This window comes from Solibacillus sp. FSL R7-0668 (assembly GCF_038006205.1).
GTDB lineage: Bacteria > Bacillota > Bacilli > Bacillales_A > Planococcaceae > Solibacillus.
In genome coordinates this window covers 775,981-800,180 of sequence record NZ_JBBOUU010000001.1, presented here as the reverse complement: position 1 = coordinate 800,180, position 24,200 = coordinate 775,981, and the positions used below count along the sequence as shown (strand labels likewise).

Annotated in this window: 30 protein-coding genes and 1 other annotated feature; of the genes, 11 read left to right on the top strand and 19 right to left on the bottom strand. The window is 39.2% G+C overall.

Going from position 1 to position 24,200, the window contains the following annotated elements:
- The first annotated feature begins 22 nt into the window (after positions 1–22).
- From MKX47_RS03645 to MKX47_RS03635, 3 genes are all read left to right on the top strand, one after another.
- On the top strand, positions 23–742 hold the full coding sequence (locus tag MKX47_RS03645; RefSeq protein WP_340771227.1) for an alpha/beta hydrolase: 720 nt from the start codon (positions 23–25) through the stop codon (positions 740–742).
- 83 nt (positions 743–825) lie between these two features.
- The gene (locus MKX47_RS03640) at positions 826–1,341 is read left to right on the top strand and encodes a YjcG family protein (protein WP_340771225.1); all 516 of its coding nucleotides are present in this window, start codon (positions 826–828) and stop codon (positions 1,339–1,341) included.
- A gap of 3 nt (positions 1,342–1,344) precedes the next feature.
- Complete coding sequence (locus MKX47_RS03635) at positions 1,345–1,773, top strand: GNAT family N-acetyltransferase (RefSeq protein WP_340771222.1); 429 nt, start codon at positions 1,345–1,347, stop codon at positions 1,771–1,773.
- A gap of 265 nt (positions 1,774–2,038) precedes the next feature.
- Here the strand turns inward: MKX47_RS03635 and MKX47_RS03630 are convergent, their stop codons facing one another.
- The 6 genes from MKX47_RS03630 to MKX47_RS03605 form a co-directional block, all read right to left on the bottom strand.
- A complete protein-coding gene (locus MKX47_RS03630) occupies positions 2,039–2,287 on the bottom strand; it encodes a stage VI sporulation protein F (RefSeq protein ID WP_340777707.1) in 249 nt (82 codons plus the stop codon).
- Between the two features lie 15 nt (positions 2,288–2,302).
- A complete protein-coding gene (locus tag MKX47_RS03625) occupies positions 2,303–2,440 on the bottom strand; it encodes a YjcZ family sporulation protein (protein WP_340771219.1) in 138 nt (45 codons plus the stop codon).
- A gap of 63 nt (positions 2,441–2,503) precedes the next feature.
- Positions 2,504–2,851, bottom strand: a complete 348-nt coding sequence (spoVAE, locus tag MKX47_RS03620) for a stage V sporulation protein AE (protein ID WP_340777705.1) — start codon at positions 2,849–2,851, stop codon at positions 2,504–2,506.
- Between the two features lie 23 nt (positions 2,852–2,874).
- A complete protein-coding gene (locus MKX47_RS03615; protein WP_340771216.1) occupies positions 2,875–3,870 on the bottom strand; it encodes a stage V sporulation protein AD in 996 nt (331 codons plus the stop codon).
- Positions 3,864–4,319 (bottom strand): stage V sporulation protein AC, encoded by a 456-nt coding sequence (spoVAC, locus tag MKX47_RS03610; RefSeq protein ID WP_340771214.1) that lies wholly within the window; start codon positions 4,317–4,319, stop codon positions 3,864–3,866. Before spoVAC ends, MKX47_RS03615 begins: the two co-directional genes overlap by 7 nt.
- Before the next feature lies 1 nt (position 4,320).
- A complete protein-coding gene (locus MKX47_RS03605; RefSeq protein ID WP_340771213.1) occupies positions 4,321–4,722 on the bottom strand; it encodes a YhcN/YlaJ family sporulation lipoprotein in 402 nt (133 codons plus the stop codon).
- Between the two features lie 160 nt (positions 4,723–4,882).
- Here MKX47_RS03605 and MKX47_RS03600 point away from each other — a divergent pair, with 160 nt between their 5' ends.
- Complete coding sequence (locus MKX47_RS03600; RefSeq protein WP_340771210.1) at positions 4,883–5,404, top strand: CotY/CotZ family spore coat protein; 522 nt, start codon at positions 4,883–4,885, stop codon at positions 5,402–5,404.
- Positions 5,405–5,530: 126 nt separating this feature from the next.
- Here MKX47_RS03600 and MKX47_RS03595 read toward each other — a convergent pair whose 3' ends face one another.
- The 6 genes from MKX47_RS03595 to MKX47_RS03570 form a co-directional block, all read right to left on the bottom strand.
- Complete coding sequence (locus MKX47_RS03595) at positions 5,531–5,857, bottom strand: 4-diphosphocytidyl-2C-methyl-D-erythritol kinase (RefSeq protein WP_340771208.1); 327 nt, start codon at positions 5,855–5,857, stop codon at positions 5,531–5,533.
- 36 nt (positions 5,858–5,893) lie between these two features.
- Positions 5,894–7,264, bottom strand: coding sequence for a magnesium transporter (mgtE, locus tag MKX47_RS03590; protein ID WP_340771205.1), 1,371 nt, complete (start codon positions 7,262–7,264; stop codon positions 5,894–5,896).
- A gap of 184 nt (positions 7,265–7,448) precedes the next feature.
- Entirely contained in the window at positions 7,449–8,333 is an 885-nt protein-coding gene (locus MKX47_RS03585) for an RluA family pseudouridine synthase (RefSeq protein ID WP_340771203.1), read from the bottom strand.
- An 11-nt stretch (positions 8,334–8,344) separates the two neighbouring features.
- Positions 8,345–9,139, bottom strand: a complete 795-nt coding sequence (locus tag MKX47_RS03580; RefSeq protein WP_340771202.1) for an NAD kinase — start codon at positions 9,137–9,139, stop codon at positions 8,345–8,347.
- Positions 9,136–9,816: a GTP pyrophosphokinase gene (locus MKX47_RS03575; RefSeq protein ID WP_340771200.1), complete on the bottom strand. Its 681-nt coding sequence runs from the start codon at positions 9,814–9,816 to the stop codon at positions 9,136–9,138. The genes MKX47_RS03580 and MKX47_RS03575 overlap by 4 nt, the downstream gene beginning before the upstream one ends.
- 76 nt (positions 9,817–9,892) lie before the next feature.
- Positions 9,893–10,279 carry a UPF0738 family protein gene (locus tag MKX47_RS03570; RefSeq protein ID WP_340771198.1) on the bottom strand — a complete coding sequence of 129 codons (387 nt, stop codon included), beginning with the start codon at positions 10,277–10,279 and terminating at the stop codon, positions 9,893–9,895.
- Between the two features lie 142 nt (positions 10,280–10,421).
- Here MKX47_RS03570 and MKX47_RS03565 point away from each other — a divergent pair, with 142 nt between their 5' ends.
- From MKX47_RS03565 to MKX47_RS03550, 4 genes are all read left to right on the top strand, one after another.
- Positions 10,422–11,009, top strand: coding sequence for a CYTH domain-containing protein (locus MKX47_RS03565; RefSeq protein WP_340771196.1), 588 nt, complete (start codon positions 10,422–10,424; stop codon positions 11,007–11,009).
- Between the two features lie 8 nt (positions 11,010–11,017).
- Positions 11,018–11,800 carry a lytic transglycosylase domain-containing protein gene (locus MKX47_RS03560; RefSeq protein ID WP_340771193.1) on the top strand — a complete coding sequence of 261 codons (783 nt, stop codon included), beginning with the start codon at positions 11,018–11,020 and terminating at the stop codon, positions 11,798–11,800.
- 153 nt (positions 11,801–11,953) lie between these two features.
- The gene (locus MKX47_RS03555; protein ID WP_340771190.1) at positions 11,954–12,352 is read left to right on the top strand and encodes a globin domain-containing protein; all 399 of its coding nucleotides are present in this window, start codon (positions 11,954–11,956) and stop codon (positions 12,350–12,352) included.
- Positions 12,349–13,155 carry a DsbA family protein gene (locus tag MKX47_RS03550; RefSeq protein WP_340771188.1) on the top strand — a complete coding sequence of 269 codons (807 nt, stop codon included), beginning with the start codon at positions 12,349–12,351 and terminating at the stop codon, positions 13,153–13,155. Before MKX47_RS03555 ends, MKX47_RS03550 begins: the two co-directional genes overlap by 4 nt.
- 498 nt (positions 13,156–13,653) lie before the next feature.
- On the opposite strand, the gene pepF is transcribed toward MKX47_RS03550, so the two are convergent.
- The 4 genes from pepF to spxA all read right to left on the bottom strand — a co-directional run bounded on the left by pepF (position 13,654) and on the right by spxA (position 18,292).
- Positions 13,654–15,462 (bottom strand): oligoendopeptidase F, encoded by a 1,809-nt coding sequence (gene pepF / locus MKX47_RS03545; protein WP_340771185.1) that lies wholly within the window; start codon positions 15,460–15,462, stop codon positions 13,654–13,656.
- Between the two features lie 59 nt (positions 15,463–15,521).
- Positions 15,522–16,649 carry a competence protein CoiA gene (locus MKX47_RS03540; RefSeq protein ID WP_340771184.1) on the bottom strand — a complete coding sequence of 376 codons (1,128 nt, stop codon included), beginning with the start codon at positions 16,647–16,649 and terminating at the stop codon, positions 15,522–15,524.
- A 249-nt stretch (positions 16,650–16,898) separates the two neighbouring features.
- Positions 16,899–17,549: an adaptor protein MecA gene (mecA, locus tag MKX47_RS03535; RefSeq protein ID WP_340771182.1), complete on the bottom strand. Its 651-nt coding sequence runs from the start codon at positions 17,547–17,549 to the stop codon at positions 16,899–16,901.
- Positions 17,550–17,893: 344 nt separating this feature from the next.
- Positions 17,894–18,292 (bottom strand): transcriptional regulator SpxA, encoded by a 399-nt coding sequence (spxA, locus tag MKX47_RS03530; RefSeq protein WP_340771181.1) that lies wholly within the window; start codon positions 18,290–18,292, stop codon positions 17,894–17,896.
- Positions 18,293–18,754: 462 nt separating this feature from the next.
- Positions 18,755–18,983: a binding site (T-box leader), on the top strand.
- 75 nt (positions 18,984–19,058) lie between these two features.
- Here spxA and trpS point away from each other — a divergent pair.
- Positions 19,059–20,048 carry a tryptophan--tRNA ligase gene (gene trpS, locus MKX47_RS03525; protein ID WP_340771179.1) on the top strand — a complete coding sequence of 330 codons (990 nt, stop codon included), beginning with the start codon at positions 19,059–19,061 and terminating at the stop codon, positions 20,046–20,048.
- A gap of 239 nt (positions 20,049–20,287) precedes the next feature.
- Here trpS and fabF read toward each other — a convergent pair whose 3' ends face one another.
- Together fabF and MKX47_RS03515 are read right to left on the bottom strand one after the other, a co-directional pair.
- Positions 20,288–21,529: a beta-ketoacyl-ACP synthase II gene (gene fabF / locus MKX47_RS03520; protein ID WP_340771177.1), complete on the bottom strand. Its 1,242-nt coding sequence runs from the start codon at positions 21,527–21,529 to the stop codon at positions 20,288–20,290.
- 34 nt (positions 21,530–21,563) lie between these two features.
- Complete coding sequence (locus MKX47_RS03515) at positions 21,564–22,499, bottom strand: beta-ketoacyl-ACP synthase III (RefSeq protein WP_340771174.1); 936 nt, start codon at positions 22,497–22,499, stop codon at positions 21,564–21,566.
- Positions 22,500–22,838: 339 nt separating this feature from the next.
- On the opposite strand from MKX47_RS03515, the gene MKX47_RS03510 reads away from it, so the two are divergent.
- Positions 22,839–23,036 carry a YjzD family protein gene (locus tag MKX47_RS03510; protein WP_340771171.1) on the top strand — a complete coding sequence of 66 codons (198 nt, stop codon included), beginning with the start codon at positions 22,839–22,841 and terminating at the stop codon, positions 23,034–23,036.
- Between the two features lie 96 nt (positions 23,037–23,132).
- Here the strand turns inward: MKX47_RS03510 and MKX47_RS03505 are convergent, their stop codons facing one another.
- A complete protein-coding gene (locus MKX47_RS03505) occupies positions 23,133–23,579 on the bottom strand; it encodes a MarR family winged helix-turn-helix transcriptional regulator (protein ID WP_340771169.1) in 447 nt (148 codons plus the stop codon).
- Positions 23,580–23,682: 103 nt separating this feature from the next.
- On the opposite strand from MKX47_RS03505, the gene MKX47_RS03500 reads away from it, so the two are divergent.
- The gene (locus tag MKX47_RS03500) at positions 23,683–24,159 is read left to right on the top strand and encodes a GNAT family N-acetyltransferase (RefSeq protein ID WP_340771167.1); all 477 of its coding nucleotides are present in this window, start codon (positions 23,683–23,685) and stop codon (positions 24,157–24,159) included.
- Positions 24,160–24,200 lie beyond the last annotated feature (41 nt).

Below are 24,200 nucleotides of genomic sequence, written 5' to 3'. Positions count from 1 at the left end.
ACGTACGACAGGAGTGACAACTTTGGATAAAGGCACAGTAAAGGACGTTACTTTTTTTAGTAATGCATTAAATGAGGAATTAGAATTATTAATCTATATTCCAGCCAACTACTCTCCACTATTTGAATATAACATTTTAATTGCATCGGATGGTAGAGATTACTTTCAGCTTGGTGGAATTCCGCGCCTTGCCGATCAATTGATTGATGATTATGTGATTGAAAATATGATTATTGTAGGTGTACCTTACAAGGATTACCAAGACCGTAAACGTAAGTATATCCCTACTGGCGATCAATTTGAGGCGTATATGCGCTTTTTAGCTCATGAATTAGTCCCTTTTTTAGATGCAGAGTTTTCCACATCTCAAATGGGTGGGGGTCGCGCACTTATTGGCGATTCGATGGCAGCAACCATTTCGCTCATGACAGCAATTCATTATCCGAATATTTTTGGAAAGGCGATTTTACAATCACCCTTTGTTGACGAACATGTCCTTCAAGCAGTTCGCCAGGCAAAAAACTTAAACACACTTTCGCTTTACCATATTATTGGCCTACGTGAAAAAGAAGTAATATTAAAGGACAAATCAGTTAAAGACTTTTTAACACCGAATCGCGAGCTAAATCAATTATTTGTATCGCTTGGTGTAGACACGTTTTACGAGGAGTTCGACGGCAATCACACTTGGACTTATTGGAAGCCCGACTTAAAACGTGCATTAATAGAAATTTTCGGATAATCAGCAGAGTAGGAAATGTTTATTAACAAAATTTTCTGTTATAATTAGAGAAAATTTGATTAATTCTTTAGGGGGTAATGAATTTGAAATACGGTATTGTTGCTTTTCCATCTAAAAAAATTCAAGATTTAGCTAACACTTATCGAAAACGTTATGATCCACACTACGCATTAATCACACCACATCTTACATTAAAAGATGCGTTCGATGCAGATGAATCACAGATTGTTGAGATTTCTAAAAGTTTAGAAGAAATTTCAGCACAATTTGCACCATTACAAATTCATGCTTCCCGAATTAGCTCTTTTTATCCTACGACAAATGCGATTTATTTCCGTGTAGAGCCTACAGCGCAATTAGAAAACTTGCATACGTCTATACAAGAAAAAATCAATCTCGGTGTACCTAAGCATGTATTTGCACCACATATTACAATTGCCCAAAAAATGACTGCTTCCGAGCACGATGACATTTTCAGTCAGTTGCGCATGGTTGGTGTAGATGAAACAGACGTAATCGACCGCATTCATTTACTGTATCAACTGGAAGATGGCTCTTGGACAACATACGAAACCTATAAATTGACTGGAGCTGAGTAATACGTGTTCGATGTAAAATTAGTAACGACTGACGAAGACCGCGAGCGTGGCTTTGCTTTACGTAAAGAGGTATTCGTTAAGGAACAGGGGGTACCGCTTACATTAGAGCTGGATGAACACGACGCGACAGCTATCCACTTCATCGTTAATGATGGAGTGGATACAATTGCGACAGCGCGCATACGTGAAATTGAACCACAAATTGGAAAAGTAGAGCGTGTTTGTGTACTAAGCTCATACCGTGGTAAACGACTTGGTATATTAATTATGGAAACGGTTGAGCAATACGCTAAAAGCATTGACTTTAAAAAACTAAAGCTTCATGCGCAAAGCTATGCCGTTCCTTTCTATGAAAAGCTCGGCTATGTCGTCATATCACCAGAATTCATGGACGCAGGTATACCCCACCGTGCAATGGAAAAAGAGTTATAACAAGAAAAGGTATTCCCGCCCTTTTAGCTCCGAGTGGGCAAGACGCCACGTCCATGTGGCAAGTCCCCAATGACGCACATCGTGTGATACTCAGGCATTGGAGGGCCCGACTAGACAGTAAATGCTTCACCACTTTCGATGGCGGAACCTAATGATGCGAGGAGCTGGCTTGAATGCCTAGACACTTTTACAACGCAAAATTTTATACTTTCTTATCTAAAAAAACCCCCCCGCCAAACTTTGACGGGGGGTTTTTTGCACATCATTACTTCATCATTTTTTCGATTTTGGTAAAGTCTAGTGACTTACCGTCCTGTAGGATTGATTTTACGATATTATCCTCTAACTCTTTAGTAATTGGCTTATTCGCAAGGCGACTTACTTTTTTTACAATTTTACGCACTTGCTTTTCATCCGAAAAATTAGCATGTGTCAACGCACCAGCTAGCGCCATGATTTCATCAAAGCTAACGCCGGTTTTACGCTCCACTTGTTTTGAAAATGAACGTTCCATCATGAATAGCCTCCTTTAGATAAATACACTTCCTACAATAATTAATAAAATGAAGAGCACTACAATTAACACAAAAGTGCTGCTATTGTTACAATTATTATATGCAGGAGACTCATAGTTACAGCCTTGTTGCCAGCCGCCATATCCAGACATTCAAAATCCCCCCTTTCTATTTCTTAGTGTATGCACACTAAAAAAAGAAAGAGGGGAAAACGTCTAATCCACTTTGCCTTTTGGCTTAAAAATTACCGCCGCGATAAAACCAAATAATATGGCTGCACTAATACCGGAGCTTGTCACTTCAAACATCCCAGTCAGCACACCAATCCAACCATGCTTTTCTGCTTCCGCCATCACACCATGCGTTAGCGAGTTACCAAAGGATGTAATCGGAATTGTCGCACCAGCACCTGCAAAATCAATGAGTGCTTCATACAAGCCAAACCCGTCTAAAATGGAACCCACAACGACTAATATTGATAAAGTATGGCCCGGTGTTAATTTGCCAAGATCCATTATTAATTGCCCAATCACACAAATGAGCCCACCAACAACAAATGCCATTAAAAATGAAAAACCCACTCCGATCACCCCATTCCGATTTCAATTGCATGAGCTGTACACGGAATCGATTCCCCTTGTTGAAACGATAATGGGGAAAGCAGTGCACCCGTTGCAACAAGCAAAACTTTTTGATAGCGTCCTGTTTTAAACTGTTCAATCATATAGCTGCTATAAACAGCTGCTGAACAACCAGCACCGCTAGCACCCGCCAAAAACGCAGAATCTTCTCCAAAAAATTCTGCACCAGCATCACGAAATCTTGCTAAGTCTTCTTTTTTCACACCGCTTTGTGCAAACATAGCGATGAGTATTTTTAGTCCAATCTTACCTAAATCGCCTGTCATAATAACATCATAATCCTGTACCGTTTGCCCGCGCTTTTTCAAATGTGCTTGAATGGTATCAAAGGCTGCCGGGGCCATTGCTCCTCCCATATGAAATGGGTCCGTCGCGCCATAATCAATCACCTTTCCAATTGTCGCCGCCTCAAGCACAGGCATTTTTTTCTGATACTTACCTACTAATACAAAACCGGCTGCCGTCACAGTCCATTGTGCTGTTGCAGGCTTCTGTCCCCCATAATTTACCGGATAGCGGAACTGTCGTTCAACCGAGTTATGCTGACTGGATGCCCCTGCAATCGCAAAATCACTGGCACCAAGTTCGGTTAATAAGCCCGCAACGATGATAGAGGATACCGACGTCGCACAAGCTGAAAACATGCCAATAAAAGAGATGGCTAATTCACGTGCCGCAAAATTTGTCGGCGTCATTTGATTAATTAAATCGCCACCTAATAAATAATCGATGTCTAAATTATTTAATTTGGATTTTTTTAAAATAAGCTGACAAGCCTCTGCAATAAGCATAGCGCCACCTTTTTCATTCGTTTGCTTATGCACCCGTTCATCCTTTAATACCTTATCAAAATACGTATGAAAAACACTGCGCTTTTCTAACGGTCCAACAACAGTGGCCGAGGCAAGTAAGGCCGGCTTCGTTTGAAAAACAATTACCAAGACGCAACACCTACCGATACAAGAATCAGCTTAACGAGCCCTACAAAAAAGGCTGATACAACCCCAAATAAAATAACCGCACCTGCTAATTTAAACATATTGCCGCCTACGCCAAGCACGAACCCTTCTGTTTTATATTCGATTGCTGCTGAAATCACGGCATTGCCAAAACCAGTGACCGGTACCGCACTGCCAGCCCCCGCAAATTGTCCAAGCTTTCGGTAGTAGCCAAAGCCTGTTAATAGCATCGCTAAAAAAATCATCGTTGCGACCGTTGGATTGCCGACTGTTTTTTCAGTGAAATCAAAAAACATCATATAAAAATACGAGATGGCCTGTCCGATTGTACAAATGACCCCGCCAACACCAAACGCCTTTAGAACATTTAGGGAAACAGGGGTTTGTGGTGTTAGCTGCTCTTTCAGTGTCGTGTACTGTTGCTCATTCATATTAGGTTTCCTCCCTCGAAAGCTTTTTCAAATCCTGCAACTTTTGCAGAACCTTATGCTGACTTTTTTCCTCTAGAAGCTTTGATGTTTCCCAGTACAATTTGAAATCTGTTGATACAAGCACTGTTTGTTGTTCAAATTGTTGTTCAATCTTTTGCTGCCACTTGTGCTCAATTTTTTGCTTATTCCATTTACTAAATGGCTTTAGCTGCATCGCAACAAATAGTTCATTCTCCACCAATAAAATATTGACCTTCTCGACCGCATCCTCCTGCTTAAACAGCTGCGCAACCTCATTTTGTAACTGCGTATCATTTGTATTTGTATACATTTCTACTTGATCGCGCTCATTGCAGCCAACTAATAGGAGTAGTAAAAGTGCACTTAGCCAAATTTTTTTCATAACAGCCCACCTTGCATCAAAAGTTGCTTCAATTATGACCATTTAAGGGGTGTTTTATTCAAATAGCTTCGGAACTTTATTTAAGTGTTACATTCGCCCGATTCATCAATTTAGGTATTCATATTGTAGTATGAGCTTAGTTTTGAGAGGAGGTGAAATTATGGGATGTGGTAGACCAGAAAGTAATTCTTCAAGCCGACCAATAGCATCATCAAGCGGCTGTGTTTGTGAAGTGGTACGTGCAATTTTAGAAATTCAAAATGCTGCTGTTCAAGACGAATGCTCATCATGTACGACTAACTGTTTCTTAGAGCCACTTGGAGGTATTGTAAGCCCAGCACGTAATTCGGTTGACACGCGTGTCTTCACACTACTTAACAAGGATGGTTCACCATTCTTTGCGACATTTAGTACTTCAAACGATGATTCTGCATGTGTATCCATTTATTTCCGTGTTGAAGACATTTTTGACGGTTGCTGCGCGACATTACGTGTGCTTGTGCCAAAGAATGACAATGATTGTACAGTAGATTTATTAAATAACGAGGGTACAGCGATTTCGTTCCGCGAAGTATGTAGTGTAACGCAATTTGAGGCGTCAGATAGCTGTGTAACAGTTGACCTAGATTGCTTCTGTGCCGTGCAATGTATTGATGATGTGGACCTTGGAATTTGTAATTAAAACTGCCGAACCCATGCTATAACCTTAGTAGCATGGGATACATAAGAACCTCCTTTTACCCTAAATTAGAATTAAAGCGCTCTTCTTAAAAGTCACTAAAAAAGGAGCCATGCTAGCTGGCTCCTCTTACAATGTGTGCTGAATCGCGACGATCTGGTTCACCTTAATCCATCGCTCTTTATGAAGACAATTTAGTAAAACATCTTCTCCTTGTAACTTTTGGATTGATGCATAAATACGCTCGCCATCATTCATGATAAATTGTAGCATACGCGGCTCCTTCATAGGCTTGGAGAAAAAACTTAATTGTTTTTCGAGCAATGGATTATTCGCCTTTAACATCGTTGTTGGTATAAAAAGTGATGTACTTTCTTCTTGCTGTATTATTTCTGTATTAAGGATAAAACTCGGACTCATAATATAAAGTAGCGGTTGCCCTTCCACGTTACACATCCTTTTTCATACGATATGCACCTATTTGAAGAGATGCTACATAATTTGGCTAATAAATGTGGACGCTAAGCCTAAGTAAATGACAATACTCGTTACGTCATTTAACGTTGTAATGAACGGACCTGACGCAACAGCCGGGTCAACACCTAGCTTGTGCATCAAGATTGGAATAAACGAACCTGCTAATGTGGCCACTATAATCGAACAGCAAATCGCCGCTCCAACTAATAAGCCAATCACAAATGTGCCTTTCCAAATAAAGATAATGCCGACAACCAGTGCACCGCTGACAAGTCCCATAATCAGACCCGTACTCAATTCACGTAGTACAAGTCGGAATTTGCCTTTACCGCCAATATCGCCTGTTGCAATACCACGAATCGCTACCGCAAGTGCCTGTGTTCCACTGTTGCCGGATGTTCCTGAAATCAGTGGAATAAACGTTGCAAGTAGGGCTACTTTATCTAAAGTTGCCTCAAAAATCCCCATCAAGCCTGAAGTAAGCATCCCTAAAAACAGTAAGATAATTAGCCATGGAAGACGTTTTCCCGCTGCTTTAATCGGTCCTGCGTCATTGTTATCCATATCAGCAATCCCTGCTAATTTGGAGTAGTCATCCTCCGCCTCTTCATCAATAACATCAATGATATCATCGACTGTGATAATCCCGAGTAATTCTCGCTCCTCATTAATAACAGGTATCGCTAAAAAGTCGTAATCCTTCATTAAGGTTGCAACATCTTCTTGGTCATCCGTTACTTTTACCGAAACGATACGATCACTCATAATATCATGAATCAGTAGGTCACCATCAGCCACAATTAGTTCACGCAGCGATAGCACACCGAGCAATTGATGGGCGTCATTAACAACGAAAATATAATAAATCGTTTCGGCTGTCTGTGCTTCTTGTCGCAATACACGCATTGCCTCACGTACCGTTGCGCTTTCTAGCACGGATACGTATTCCTTTGTCATAATAGCCCCAGCAGTATATTCCTCATACGCTAAAAGCTCATTAATCCCTTCGACGGTTTCTTCATCCATCATTTCTAAATAATTTTCACGCTGCTCTGTATCTAATTCATTTAAAATATCGACGGCATCATCGGAATACATGAAACCAAGCATCGCTGCTCCGTATGATGTATCCATTTCATTTAAATAATTTTCATATTCATCATCATCAAGTTCAATGGCTTGGAAAATCATCGCCATTTCTTGAGGAGACAAGAAACGATAGATTACTTGCCGTATGTCAGGGCCCACCTCTTCATAAAACTGTGCCTGATCATATGGGTGTAACTCTAAAAAATGCTCACGGAATGCTTCGATATTTTCTTCTTCCAGTAGCATTCGCAATAATGACTCATCGTAGTGAATCTCATTGTCTTTTTCCTCTATCATGCTTGTCCCCTCCTTCCATTTACTAATGACGCACTATTTTATTACGAAAATTCAAGTGGCGTCAAGCACTTACGCATATTTATTTCATTTTAATGGATTCATATAAATTTTGCTTACCTAGATTGTAAAAAATAATGGCAAATCTTTCTTACAAAAAAAGATGCCTCTTTTACGTTGGCATCTTTCAATCGAGTATCTCGGTAATGTCTCTAGGTAGCGCGCTGTCAAAGTGTAGGCTTTGCTTTGTTAAAGGATGCTCAAATGAGACGTAGCAGCAGTGGAGCGCTTGGCGGTTCAATTGTGTGCGACTGCCTCCGTATAGCTCATCTCCTACTAAAGGATGTCCGATTGCACTCATATGAACACGAATTTGATGTGTGCGTCCTGTATGGAGTTTCAAGCGAATATGCGTGACATTTGTCTTACGTGCTAGTACGGTCACATCCGTATGCGCATATTGACCATCCTCACGTACCTCACGCTCAATAATACTCGTATCTTTACGACCAATCGGTGCTATGATGGATTGCTTGTCCTCAACGATCACCCGTTCTACAACAGCCTCGTACTCACGATGCACCAAGCCCTTTTTTTGCTGCTCGCTCATTAAATGATGGATATGGCGATGCTTGGCAATGACCATCAAACCCGATGTATCACGATCTAAACGCGTTACGATATGCACGGTTGAAGCAAGCTGTTGCTGATGAAAATAGCCATAAACAAGATTGGCTACGCTGCCATCCGGATGCTCACGTGAAGGAATCGAGCTCATAAAAGCTGGTTTATTGACGATTAAAAGTGCCTCATCCTCATAAACAATATCGAGCTCTCCCTGCTGTGGAATTAAGCCATCACTCACTTGTTCAAGCGGAAAAACAATGGTTACTTCATCCCCTATGGCAAGAGGATGTCGTACATTTTGCTCTTTTCCATTGACATAGAGTGCGCCACCATCAAATTTAATAGCGGTTAGCGCACGTTTCGATATGCCCCAATTAGCAATTGCTTCACGTAGTAGCTGCCCTTGGATTTGATTTATAAATTGTAGTTGAAATTGTTTTTGCATAATGCCTCATTCTACTCGTTCGAAATAAATGAATCATGCACACGCTCCCAGAACGGGAATGGACGGAAGCGTGCAAAGCGTACTTTTTCATTTGCAACGTTAAAGGTAATCGATTTTACGTCGGTTTCCGTCATACTAACATGGTCGACCGTCATATTAAATCGCTGTTCATTGACGGGCTTTAATACACAGTTATGATGCGCTGGCAACACAAGTGATGCACCTACTGTACGGAATACGCGGTTGTTGATTGAGGCCATTTCAGTAATTTGGAATGCCTGCAATGTCGGATGAATAATCGCCCCGCCTAATGCTTTATTGTAAGCGGTACTGCCTGATGGTGTCGAAATACATAAGCCATCGCCACGGAAACATTCGAAATGCTCGCCGTTAAGCTCTACATCCATCACGAGCGTAACATCCGGCGATTTAATGGTTGCTTCATTCAAGGCTAAAAACGTACTTGATTCTGAATTATGACGATGTACTTGTACCTCTAATAGCGGATATTCCACTACATTGAATTCTTTTTTGGCAATCGATAGTACGAGCTTTTCGAGTTCAGAAGGCTTCCAGTCGGCATAAAAGCCTAAGTGCCCTGTATGAATCCCTACAAAAGCCGTTTTATCGAGTCGATGGGCATAGCGATGAAACGCATGTAATAGCGTACCATCCCCTCCGATTGAAAGAACAATTTCCGGCTGTTCCTCATCAAATTGTAAACCGAAATCGATTAAATATGATTTTGCGAGCTCCATCAATTCGTTTGATTGGCTGTCTCTGCGTGATTGAATAGCAAATTTCATAAATGTTCACGCTCCTCTTTGTCGTTTGACTTATGGATAGCTGGATTCGTTGCTTCTTTTATTTCGTTAAAGTATGCCTGCGCCTCTTGGATTTCACTACGAATAGATGACATTTCTTCGTCTAAACGAAATGCTGCCTCCGCTGCACTTTGTAAGCGGTTTTTTATTTCTTCAGGGAAAACGCCCTTATATTTATAGTTCAATGAATGCTCAATCGATGCCCAAAAGTTCATTGCTAATGTACGAATTTGAATTTCTGCCACAACGACAATGCGTCCTTGAATTGTCTCGACAGGATATTCAATAATCATATGATGTGACCGGTAGCCACTCGGTTTACTATGCGAAATATAATCTTTTTCTTCGATGATTTTCATATCATCACGCTGGCGAATGAGCTCGGACACGGTTGCGATATCATCCACGAATTGACACATAATGCGTACGCCCGCGATATCTTGAAGTTCATTACCTAAATTCGCCGTTGGTTCAAATGGGATGCCTTTCGCAAGCGATTTATCATATATACTAGCGAGTGGCTTCACTCGACCTGTCACAAATTCGATTGGCGAGTTTGCACTCATGATGCCAAATTGTGAGCGCATCCCTTTTAATTTTATCTTCAACTCGTCCACCGCTTGTTTATATGGACTTAAAAATATTTCCCATTGCCCCATTTTCAAAACCTCCCAACTCAAAATAGTAGCTTTCGTCCCCTACTATTTCACAACAACTTGCTGCATTTATTATACTTTATTTATGCGCAAAAAAATCGGCAAAAGCCTTTTCAATCATTTGTACAAAGGCATCTCCATAATTGCCGTTTCCTTCAATATTAAAGAGTAGTGCTTTTAACTCATCTGTAAAATCTGTTAATTCTAGTACTCCATCAGCCATTTTCAACATTGCTTTTTGATTTAACAGCACCATTTGCAAGAGCTGCGGCCAAATAGCTTGATTAAAGCGCAAATAACTATATGCATCATTTTCGTCTATTATATAAAGTAACGCCTCATTATCTGAATCTGCCAATACTTGTCCGATTGGCTGAAATTGGCTAAGTTGCTTTTTTTCATTTAAAATAAAATGGATTTCATTATGTACTACGTCAAATTGAGTAATCAAATATACATTTCGCAAGTGAATTGAACTCCTTTATAAAAAACTGTTACTTTATATTTTACCATATGACTATCGATTGGTGCAGAGTGGTTTTGAGGAAAAGCAGGATTGATTCACGATGAAGGGAAGCGTAAAAATAGCCATAAAAAGGAGTCAGCTTATGTCACAACAAATTGAAATTGAATTTAAAAATATGTTAACAAAGGCGCAATATGAGCAAATGCTTATAGACTTTGCCGTACAGCCTTCACAAATTATCCGTCAAGTAAATCATTACTTCGATACCTCTAGGCAGCATTTAAAAACTAAGAAAAGTGCGTTACGAATTCGAGCATTTGACAACAGCATCGAATGCACATTAAAAGAAAAAACTTCTGAGCATCAGCATTTAGAAACAACGGATATGCTCACACAAGAACAAGCCGAGCACATGCTTGCAGGTAACGGCATCGAAGCACCCCATGTAAAGGAGAGACTTGCACATTTTGACATTCCGACGAACGACTTACAACACTACGGAACATTGACAACAGACCGTGTGGAGCTTCCTTACGAGGGGGGCTTACTCGTTTTTGACCATTCTTTTTATTTGCACTGTGATGATTATGAGGTAGAATATGAAACAAATGATGAAACCTACGGAAAAAACGTGTTTCTGCAGTTTTTACAAAAATACAATATCGAGCCGCAAACCGCACCCAAAAAAATCGTGCGCTTTATGACGGCATTAACTAATCAGAAAGGTTAGGTGCCTTCATGGATATTTCATCAATGAAAACATTATTAGAGTTACAGGCATTGCAAAACTTAAACACATCTGACAGCACGGGTTCAAGTACATTATCATCCTCAAACTCTACATTATTTAATGACTTACTAAATGATTTATTAAACGATCAAGGACTTGGCACATCCAGTTCAGTAGAAACGTTTGGAGATGTCAACTCCTTGCAACAATTAGTCAACTCTTTGCAGGGGGATACGGCTGCTTCGACAACAGCTAGTCAATACATTTCTACGTTTTTATTAAATAACAGTGTAGATGGGAGTTCATGGCAAAATCTAATCAGTCAAGCAAATGAACAAACAGCTAGTCCTTCAATCGAACAATATGTAACAGACTATACAGGCAAGACTGCCTTCGAAAATCTACTGGTCGGAGCTGAAAAATACAGCGCGGAAATTACAAAGGCTGCAAATGCTTACCAATTACCTGAAAAGTTAATTGCCGCTGTTATGAAACAAGAGTCGAATTTCAATCCTTCGGCAATTAGCTCAGCTGGGGCAACGGGTCTCATGCAATTAATGCCGGCAACAGCGCGTTATTTAGGGGTTTCCAATAGCGCCGACCCTGAACAAAATATTATGGGCGGTGCAAAATATTTACGCCAAATGTTAGATCAATTTGATAATAATCTTGAAACGGCATTAGCTGCCTATAATGCAGGACCCGGTAACGTGAAAAAATACGATGGCATCCCACCATTTAAAGAAACACAAAACTATGTAAAGAAAGTTTTAAATTATTATAAAGCATAGTTAAAATGCCCTTCATAATATTTTGCAGGGCACTTTATTTGTTAAAAACGGTTTACGTTGCTAGAATAATTGTATCGCCCTAATGAACGTTTTATTTTATAAATGGGGTTCCATTTACAAAAGGACGAAGTAAGACACAAAGGAGTACAACAAATGAATCGAAAATATACGGTTCCTTATGAGGAAATCGGCGCTGAAAAGCTTTCTGAACTAATAAATGCGTTCTACTCTCGAGTGGCGAAGCACCCTTTACTAATTCCTATTTTTCCTGAAGATTTAACAGAAACGATTCGTAAACAGATTCAATTCCAAACGCAGTATCTTGGCGGTCCGAACCTCTTCACAGAAGAACATGGCCATCCTATGATGCGTGCGCGACATATGCATTTTAAAATAACACCTGATCGTGCCCAAGCATGGCTAGAATGTATGGCAGAAGCAATGGATGAGGTTGAATTAGACGGAAAATTCCGTGAAGTATACTTCAAACGCCTTGCGATGACTGCTCACCATATGGTAAATGCCCCGAATGATGAGGAGGGATTTGAGTGAATAATGTCCAAGTTTTACAGCAACCAATAACACCATCTACATGTAATAAGCCTATTGAACTTTATATTTTCATTGACCCCTTAGATGAACGTTCGCTCGCAATGCAGCTAACACTTCGTAAGCTACAAGTTGAATATGGTCACTACTTTACATGTCGTTATGTCCTAAGTACGGAGCTCGCATCATTGAACAGCATAACGAACCGTATGAAGGGCTGTGTTTCCGGAGCAGAATTGGATATTACACATCCAGCATTACCTTCTATTGCAATTAAAGCAGCTGAACTCCAAGGTAAACGTGCTGGATTCCGCTATTTGAATAAATTACAAGAAGTTGCCTCACTAAAAATGCGCAATATTAATTCACATGCGACATTAATCGAAATTGCACAGTACGTTGATTTAGACATGAAAGAATTTATGACAGATTTTGGTTCAAAAGAAGCAGCACGTGCCTTCCAATGTGATTTATACTTAACACGTGAAATGGAAGTAGATGAAATTCCAAGTATCGTCTTTTTCAACGAATGCATCGAGGATGAGGGCTTAAAAGTTAGTGGTTCTTATAACTATGAGGTTTACGAGCATATTTTAGCTGAGCTGCTTGGCGAAGAGTTAATTTGCCAACAAGCACCGGCATTAGATGAATTGTTCAATCGCTTTACATCATTAACAACTGCTGAGGTAGCTGAAATCTATTCCATTAATGAGCAAGCCGCTGAACGTGAGCTAAAAAAGCGAATGCTTCAGCAAAAAGTCGAGCGTCTCATGACCGACGACATCACGCTTTGGCGCGCAAAATAAAGTAGCACTTATATAATCATTCAGACCAACCTACATTTGTCGGTTGGTTTTTTTATGGACATTTAAAAGGGAGCAGGTTAAAATTTGGAATCTTAACAAAAACAAAAGAGGCGCCCCTATCCTCGACAGATAGTGCGCCTCTTTTTCACAAAGGGGATGGGAGAAATGTTCACGTTCAAACAAAGGGGTGTATGTTTGTTATGTGATTTATTTCACGTATATTACTCTATCATGGAATAATAATTGTTGCAATGAAACTAGCCTTTTTTCACAAATTCGTCAAATAGAAAGCGTTTCCATTGATTTGTAAGCGTTTTAATTCGGTTTTCATACTCTTCGCTATGAAAAATACTTCAAACTATTGATATAAAAGGCTTCATAAAGCAATCTGTTTTTTCCATTAGCTTGACCCTACCAAAAAATAACTGAGAAAAATAACATAATTTCGTTTTAAAACAGCAAAAAACGCACCTTAAACAGATGCGTTTTCACAAACTATTAATTATTCAATAATAATTTTTCAAGTTCAGATAATTTTTCTTCAAATACTTGGCATGCAAGCGCAATTGGCTCTGGAGACTCCATATCTACGCCTGCGGCTTTTAATACTTCTATTGGGAAGTTAGAGCAACCTGCTTTTAAGAAGTTGTTAATATAACGCTCTACAGCTGGCTGACCTTCTTCTAAAATTTGTTTGGATAATGCCGTTGCCGCGGATTGACCCGTTGCGTATTGGTATACGTAATAGTTGTAGTAGAAGTGTGGAATACGTGCCCATTCAAGACCAATCTCCTCGTCTACAGTCATCGCATCACCAAAGTATTTTTTATTTAAATCGTAGTAAATTGCCGTTAATTTATCTGCTGTAATCGCCTCGCCTTTTGCATCGATTTCGTGAATCATATGCTCAAATTCAGCAAACATAGTTTGACGGAATACTGTACCACGGAAGCCATCCAACCACTGATTCAGTAAATAGATTTTTTGCTTTTCATCCTCTAATGTATTCATTAGGTGATCGAATAATAATTCCTCGTTACATGTAGAAGCTACTTCTGCAACGAAAATAGAGTAATCTGCATATTGGTACGGCTGATTTGCACGTGAGTAATAGCTGTGCATCGAGTGACCAAATTCATGCGCTAAAGTGTAGAGGTTGTTAACATTATCTTGCCAGTTCATTAACACATATGGATTCGTCCCAAATGTACCTGAAGAGTAGGCACCACTACGCTTCCCTTTATTTTCTAATACATCGACCCAGCGACTATCTAAACCATGCTGTACTGTATTTTGATACTCTTGTCCAAGTGGTGCAAAGCTTTCTACCATTATTTTCTTCGCTTCCTCATACGTTACTTCCATTTTTACTTCTTTTACAAGCGGTGTGAAAAGGTCATACATGTGTAGCTCATCAACACCTAACACTTGCTTACGTAACGCGACATAACGGTGAAGGGCTGGTAAGTAATCGTGAATTGTCGAAATTAATTGATCATACACTTTTTCAGGAATGAAGTTGTTGCTAAGTGCTGCATGTCGTGCTGAATCGTAATTGCGGATTTTCGCATTGGCATTTTGCGCTTTTACATTCCCTGAAATAGTCGCAGCAAATGTGTTTTTGAATTGGCCATAAGTAGAATACACCGCTTTAAATGCTGCCTCACGGACAGTACGGTTATCGCTTTCAAGCATTAGGATGTAATTACCGTGCGTAATTTGCACCTCTTCGCCATCTTCCCCTGTAATCGTTGGGAATTCTAAATCGGCATTGTTTAATGCGCTGAATGTTTTGCTCGCTGTAGAAGCAACCTCAGACATTTGCGCCAATAGCTCTTCTTTGTCCGCTGATAGGACATGTGGACGTCCTAGATTAATTTCCTTTAAGCTTTGTTTATAGAGCTCAAGTGGCTCATAGCTTGCTACATAGCTGTTAAGCGTTTCTTCATCTAACGCTAAAATTTCTGGTGTAATAAAGGACCAGGCTGCACCTGTTTTTGCAAAAACCGAGCGCACACGACCATCTAAATCTTGATACGTTGCGTTTGCTGTATCTTGGTCATGCTTTAAATGCGAATACACATATAATTTTTGTAAACGTTCATACAATGCGTCGCTAAATTGTAAGGTATTGTACAAGCTTTCCGCGCTTTCTGCCACTTTCCCTTTAAAGTTTGATGCTTGTTCAGATAGCTTTTCTACCTCTTTTAATTCTGCTTCCCAGGCAGCATCCGATTCGAAAATGGATGTTAAATCCCATGTTAATTGTTCTGGTACTTCTGAACGCGTTAAAATTTGTTTTGCCATTAATAATTGCCTCCCACTATTCCGAATTTCGAAATTATAAGTCTATTTAAACAATTTCGTTATCCAATTGCAACCAATTCGTCATAGAGCACTTCAATTAAATGCTTTTTTTCCAAATGATCCGTTGCAGACTGAATTGTTAATCGTTTTAACAAACTTAAATAGTACGTCACTTCTTTCTTTCGTTCCATCGTCATGGCAAAACTAGCCCACTCAAAAAAATAAGGAATCGCATTGGCGTTCATCGTTTGGGGTGTTAGTTCATGACATTTCAAAAAATAAAATAACTGTACTTGCCATTCTACGCAAAATTCATCAAAAGCATTCGCATTTCGAACAGGAATACCAATAAAAATCGGTAATTGATTCACTGTTAAGCGTAATTCATAGAGCGCAAACAAAAATCGGTCATTCACACCACGCTTACTCAATAACAGTCTTGGGTGCATATAGTCATCTCGAAATTGCAGCATTTGCAAAAAGAATTGCTCGAACTTTTGGCGGGAAATTTTAGAAGGAATTAAAAATGGAAACTGCTGTTGCTTGAGTGGTAAACGGTGGACTTGACCTAAATATTGCGTCTTTTTTAAATGCGTTAAATTACTCATATAGAAAAACATTTCCTGCTTCACATCGTAGGTCATTAAATAACATTGTCCTTGGTTGTGCAAAAGATATTGGCTCATCGTATAATTAATCTTTATTTTTTGGACTCCATTATCCTTCAGTCTTTCAAAGGAATTCTGCACAATCCAAATGGGGGTAATTTCTGCGTCTAGATAGCCTTTCGTGCGCGCTGTAAAGAGTTCCAATGGTAATGGACTGCATTGAAATTCAATCGCAAATAAGCGTTTTTGATACGTAATTAATAAATCTGGCCGCTGCTGAATTTGTGGGAGATAGGGCTCTAAAATGGGGGCTAGCTCAAGTCGTTCAAACCATTCATAGAGCTGTTGCTTCCCTAATAAATGCGCCTCTGATTCACGCTCTGAAAATAGATTGTCACATTCACTATGCTGCAAATGCGCAAAATGGGGAATTCGAATTTGGCCAATTTTTAATTGGAGGGGCTCGTTACATTGTGGGCAAAAAAATTGATGCTGCTTCTTCAATACTTGTAGTTCGTCTCTTGAAAATTGGCGTTGCAAAATGATAAGCTGCTGATTTTCGTCATGCGCAACTAGCATAAAATCACCCTTTTCCCCAATCTTAACGACTATGATTTCCCATTTCAACTTACGACAAGTAACTAATGGGAAACTGTCAATTTCGCAGATCAAATGCGCCCGTCCAACTCCGATAGACATTGGAGGGCCTGACTCAAAAGTTAGCACTTCACCACTTTTGAAGGAAAGACTGAAATGGGCAAGGGTTGGCGCTTTAGCCTAGACGCATTGAAAAAGACCACCTACATAAATCGTAGGTGGTCCTATATGTTAAAAATAACTAATGATTGTTTCGAAACAGTCTTCAGCAATGATTGTCTCCGCGTATTCCTCTAAACGGTGAATGGTCATTTTAGAAGCTGGTAAATATTCGCTGCATAACGCAATAACATTTCGCGCTTCTGCTTGCTCTAAATGTTGTAAATCAACGAATAAATAATAGTAGTCTTCCCATTTATACAATGCCGATGGGACACCAAGCTGTACAGCGCGTTCGGCAAGTGGTACTAATTCATCAATGTCCTTAAAGCGGAAGCGTGCATTTTCAAGTGACTCTTCTTCCTTATTTGCTTTTCCACCGATTGAATTGAAAATCGATTCTTCCATCTCGTTTAACTGATCTGCTATATGAAGGTCGTCCTCAAACGAACCCGCCATCGATGAAGTATCAGAATCATTGTTCACTGCTGCACGTGTTACAACAACTTCCAAACCACTTTCTGATGCATTTATATGAATCCAAATCGGCCCATCTAAATCGAAGTAATCATCTGTATTTACCTCGCCAATGACATCCCAGAATAGCTCTTCTCCTTTTGCGCGATTGTACCATATTTCTTCGCGCGTATATCCGCGATCCTCGATATCACTATACGTAATAAATAATTTTAACGTATTTTCATTAATGCGTTCGATGTCCATTAGACCTCAACTCCCTTCACAGTCATTGTATAGAACGTCATGCTTCCTTACAAAATAGTATACAACATGGCTATCTATTACATCAGAACTTTGATACTTTTCATACACTAAAGTATCTATAAATCTATTGTATGATGGATTGCCTAAAAATGAAAAGGAAAAACATTATCCACACGAAATAATTTGAATAATTGCAATTGTATTGCACTTACGACTGTAAATCAAGTAACAAAATTAGCTTACATTAATATACGCAATTACACATAAAAACTTTGGACTTTTGTGAAAAAAAAAAGATGTTACAGTCGCTAATTTGCAAATGTAACATCATGTATCGCGTTTATTTAGTTAACCATGCGTTGTGCTTCCTGTAATTGATAAGCTCTTACTTTTCGAGGTAAGAATCGACGAATTTCATCTTCGTTATAGCCAACTTGTAGTCGTTTTTCATCTAAAATGATTGGACGACGTAACAGTCCTGGATATTCTTGGATTAATTCGTATAAACGTTGTAATGGTAATGTTTCGACATCAACGTTTAATTTTTGGAAAATTTTCGAACGTGTTGAGATGATTTCATCTGTGCCATCTTCTGTCATTCGTAAAATTTTTTTGATTTCGCTAATTGTTAAAGGCTCTGAGAAGATATTGCGCTCAGTATATGGAATCTCGTGCTCCTCTAACCATGCTTTCGCTTTGCGACATGAAGTACAACTTGGTGAAGTAAATAATGTTACTAACATTGTCTCACTTCCTCTCTAATTGATTCAATTCAATTGCTATGAGTGTCTTCTTCCAAAAGAAGCAAAATTGTAGAAAAATACTTAGTTTAGAATTAATTTAATTTAAGATTATGTTCTTATTATACATGAAATACACATCTTTGGATATACCTTGTCAACAAATAAATGCAACTCAACCTAAAATTATATGACGTTTTTCGCTCTAAATACCGTGAATTCCATTATTTTAAGAAACAATGATTTTTTACCCCAAAATAATGCACATCAAACGTCTATAAAGAAGAAATTATTTCTCATTTAAATACAATAATTGAGAAAATAGTCCGACAATTCAAGCCGAATCCATATGACTCCTCTACCCAATCCTACTATTTCCATTTTCCTAGCTTCTTATACAAAAAATTTTTATGTAAAATGATTGCCTTTTTTTCACACAATACGTTATAATCACCTTCAAGATTATAAAAAACGTTGACGAAGAGTAGTACATTTAAATCGAATGTTTAGAGAGTCTGTGGCTGGTGTAAACAGATCATTCATTAAATGGAATGGACTTCTGAGTTAGCTTTACGAACGGACACTTCCTTTGTGGTTCCAGTAGTTTTGCTCGTTGCCTTCACGTTACGAAGAAGAGTGGCCAATATTGGCAAGCTGGGTGGTACCGCGGATTTTAACATCATTCGTCCCTTCTATTTTCGAATAGAGGACGCATGATGTTTTTTATTTTGCTAAGGCGAAATCGATTAATGATGAGGGGGACTTACCAATGACAACCATTTTTTCAGGCGTACAGCCAACAGGTACAATTACATTAGGGAACTATATCGGTGCGATTAAGCAATTCCCAGAACTACAAGAACAAGGCAATGCGATTTACTGCATCGTAGACCAGCACGCCATTACCGTACCACAGGATCGTTTAGAGCTACGTAAAAACATTCGCTCTTTAGCCGCCATGTATATCGCATGTGGCATCGACCCGAAAAAGTCGACATTATTTATCCAATCGGAAGTACCAGCACACGCACAGGCAGGCTGGATTTTACAATGCGTGGCGACAATCGGTGAATTAGAGCGTATGACACAATTTAAAGATAAATCAAGCGGTAAAGAAACGGTACTAGCCGCTCTTTTAACCTACCCACCATTGATGGCTGCGGATATTCTTTTATACAATACCGATATCGTGCCTGTTGGAGAAGACCAAAAACAGCATATCGAATTAACACGTGATTTAGCAGAGCGATTCAACAAGCGATACAATGATGTCTTAACAATTCCAGACATTCAATTACCAAAAGAAGGCGCTCGTATTAAATCATTACAAGAGCCAACAAAGAAAATGTCCAAATCAGATCCAAACACAAAAGCAACGATCCGCTTATTAGATACAGCAAAAGAAATTGAAAAGAAAATTAAATCAGCTGTTACAGATTCTGAAGGCATTGTGAAATATGACATCGAAAACAAGCCAGGCGTATCCAACCTATTAACAATCGAATCGGCATTATCGAATGTATCCATCGCTTATTTAGAAAAGAAATATGAGGGCAAGGGCTACGGCGATTTCAAAGCAGGTGTCGCACAAGCGGTTATCGAGCATTTAACACCCATTCAAGAGCGCTACAATGCATTAATTGACTCTCCAGAACTAGACGATATTTTAGACGAAGGAGCAGAAAAAGCAAATGCCATCGCCTCTAAAACACTCAAGAAAATGGAGAACGCGATGGGCCTAGGCCGTAAACGACGATAAACAGTCCTATTAATGCAGCGAGCGCTAGATAGAGCTCTACGCTATTCACAATGTATAGCAGTACTACATGCCAGGAATAGCCTAGCGTACGATAATTAAGATACAAAATCATATTGCTTATCGACATCACACATAAGCCATAACAAACTAAAAATAGTACAAATCGAGTCAACGCACCATCCTTTGTACACCATACGAAAAACGAACGCAGCATATACTTCCGCTACGTTCGTTTTTTGTTATTCACTATATTTTTTAAATAGTAAACATGCGTTATGACCACCAAAGCCAAGCGAATTGCTAAGTGCATAGTCAATATCCGCTTTACGCGCTACATTTGGCACATAATCTAAATCGCAATCTGGATCCGGTTCAACTAAGTTCGTTGTAGGAGGTAAAATGCCATCTTTTAATGCTAGCACTGAAAAGATGGCTTCAATACCGCCCGCTGCTCCTAATAAATGACCGGTCATACTTTTTGTTGAGCTCATCGCTAATTTGTAGGCATGGTCTCCAAATACTGTTTTGACAGCTTGTGTCTCGAATAAATCATTATATGGCGTACTTGTGCCATGTGCATTAATGTAACCCACTTGTTCTGGTGCTACTTCTGCATCATTTAACGCCATCTGCATTGCACGTGCAGCCCCTTCACCATTTGGAGCTGGTGCTGTAATATGATGCGCATCTGCTGTCGCCCCATAACCAACGATTTCCGCATAAATTTTTGCCCCGCGCTGTTTTGCATGCTCGTATTCCTCTAAAATTAAAATTCCTGCGCCTTCACCAATTACGAAGCCGTCACGATTTTTATCAAAGGGGCGTGAAGCACTGTTTACATCTGGGTTTAGTGATAGCGCAGTATTGGCGCTAAATCCTGCAACAGCCATTGTCACAATCGGCGCCTCTGCACCACCAGTAATCATCACATCGGCATCACCGCGCTCAATTACCTTAAATGCATCACCAATTGAATTTGTTCCCGAAGCACAGGCCGTTACCGAGCAAGAGTTTACGCCTTTTGCACCTAAATAAATTGATACCTGACCTGAAGCCATATCAGGAATCATCATCGGTACGAAGAACGGGCTCACACGACGTACGCCACGCTCTTGGAATGTTAAAAATTGCTGTTCATGCGTTTCCATACCGCCAATACCCGAGCCAATCCATACACCTGCTCGCGGTGCCAACTCTTCGGTAATTGTTAAATTAGCATCCTTTACAGCCATCATAGATGCAGCAAGTGCATAATGCGTAAAGCGGTCCATTTTACGCGCTTCTTTTTTCTCGATATATTCTTCTATATTAAAGTCCTTTACTTCTGCCGCTACGGATACCGAAAACTTACTTGTATCAACACGTGTCATTGGACCAATTCCTGATTTTCCTGCAAGTACATTTTCCCAAGATGCTTCAGCGCTGTTACCAACAGGTGTTACTGCTCCAATTCCAGTTACAACTACTCTACGTTTTTCCATTGTATGACACCCTTTTCTCTCGTTTAAATTGATTTTATTTTCCCCATTTTACAGCGAGCGCACCCCAAGTTAACCCGCCACCAAAGCCTACTAAAACAACAATATCGTCGTCTTTAATCTTTCCTGCCTCCAGATCATCGACAATTGAAATGCCAATCGAGGCTGCGGATGTATTGCCATATTTATGAATCGTTTTCGACATTTTTTCTTCAGGTAAGCCAAGGCGCTCACGTGCAGATTCCATAATGCGAATATTTGCCTGATGTGGCACTAAGTAGTCGACATCATCTTTTGTTAAACCGGCCTTTTCTAGCACACTGATGGCCGATTCTCCCATTTGACGCACCGCAAACTTAAATACTTCACGACCATTCATGTTAATATGTGATTCTTGGTCTAAAAACAAATGCTTACCACCTGTTCCATCTGCACCAAGCTCAAATGACAAAATGCCTCGTCCTTCTGAAACTTTACCAATAACGGCTGCACTTGCACCATCTCCAAATAATACTGCTGTATTTCGGTCGTCCCAATCAACAATTTTTGATAATTTCTCAACACCTACTACTAATACATAATCATAGCTATTACTCTCAATAAACTGCTTGGCAATCGTCGTCGCATAGATAAAGCCTGAACATGCTGCTGAAATATCTAATGCCGCGCAACCTGAAATTCCTAAACGCTCTTGTATTTGGCACGCAACGCTTGGAAAGTTTTGATCTTGCGTAACGGTTGCAACAATAATCATACCGACTTGATTTGCCTGTATATTAGCATTTGCTAGCGCTTTTTCTGCTGCTTGAAATGCCATATCTGATGTTTCCTCAGTCTCCGCGATAAATCGATTCTCAATACCTGTTCGTGTACGAATCCATTCATCCGATGTATCTAACTTTTTTTCAAACTCTACATTACTTACACTTTTTGGCGGAATATATTTACTAATCCCGATAATCCCTGCGTTCATTCAAACGCCCCCTTTGTAAAAAATCCCTTGTAACCCATCACTAATTATTAGTAGTTGGTGCTAATTATAGATGATAATAAACAGAAACTCAACTGTTGATTTTTTATTATGGAGCATATACTATTTTCTAATCTTGAGATTGCTTTTTTAGAATGCTCTTTCTAAAATAGTTTGCACTCGTTTTTTCATGTTTTTTCGCAGAACGAATATGGTGTAAAATATTTTGACAACTTCATTAAATGTTGCATTCCCTCTTTTATTTTTATATTGAATTATGGTATGATGTTGAGGATGTAATTTCATAAAAACGTTTTAAATAAGTTCAATGAGGTGAATTTAATGCAATATATCGTTACATTCTTTTGGTCATTCTTATTAATTTCAATGTTAAACTACGTAGTAAGCTCAGTTTTAGGTGTAGACTTTAACTTTATGAATGGCGTAATTGTTTCTTTAGTATTCAGCGTATTAGTACTGATCATCGCTGCAGTAATTCCAAACGAATCTACTCCAGACGCAGAAGCAGAACATCACTAATTGTAATAAGGGGCTGTCCAGTATTCATTACCGGACAGCCCCTTGTTATTTTTTATTGCCGTTTATTATGTTAATTCCCCCTACAAACAGCATTCCTTATTGATCCCTTAATTTTAAGTTTCTTCCCATCTTGTCTTGAATGATTTGCATAGATTTTTCAATCAATGCGATATCTTCCTTACTTAAGTCGCTCAAAAGCTCTTGAATTTGATTATCAGACTGCTTATTAACTTCATCTAATATTTCCTGACCTTTTACAGTTAACGTAAGAATTTGCCTTCTAGAATCACTAGAAGATGCCGTTTTTATAAGCCACCCACTTTTTATAAATTTAGTAAGGATTCGACTCATATAACTTCTATCTATATTCAAATCATTGGCAATCTCATTTGCGATACCATTTTTCCGCTCGTTTATTTCATATAAAATTCGTGATTCTGTTAATGTACACGAGGTATTTAGGATTTCTTTATTAAAGAGCCCGAGATGCTTCGTATAGAAACGGTTGAAGCTTCTTATATTTTCGATTGATGTATTTTTCATCGTATCACCCTCCACAAATTTTGTTGACTAAGTCCACAAACAAGTTTAACATATACCCAATAATTAATTGTGGATTTTGTCCACTATCAAAGGAGCAAATGACATGGAAATTCGTGAAATTAGAGCAACCGATAATCAAGCAATTCAGAAAGTCATCCAAAATTCACTAGAAAAATTAGGCTTAAATATTCCAGGTACAGCTTATTTTGACCCTCACTTAGGCAATTTATATGGTTATTACAGTAATTTAGAGCATGCCAAGTATTGGGTCTTCGATATGGATGGTGACGTAGTTGGTGGCATTGGCATTGCGCCTTTCGATGAGGCCAATCATATTTGCGAGCTTCAAAAATTGTATTTGAATGACCGTACTAAGGGATTAGGTTTAGGCAAAAAATTAATCGAAACCGCCCTAATGTATGCAAAAAAGCACTATAATCATTGCTATTTAGAAACGATGCACGACCTAAAAACCGCCTGTGTGCTCTATGAAAAATTTGGCTCTGACTTATTAAACAGTCCCCTCCCAGGTTCTGAGCATTCAACAATGGATGCTTGGTATATAAAAACTTTAAAGTGATTTTTGGAATTATGTAACTCATAAAAAATTTTATTTCACGG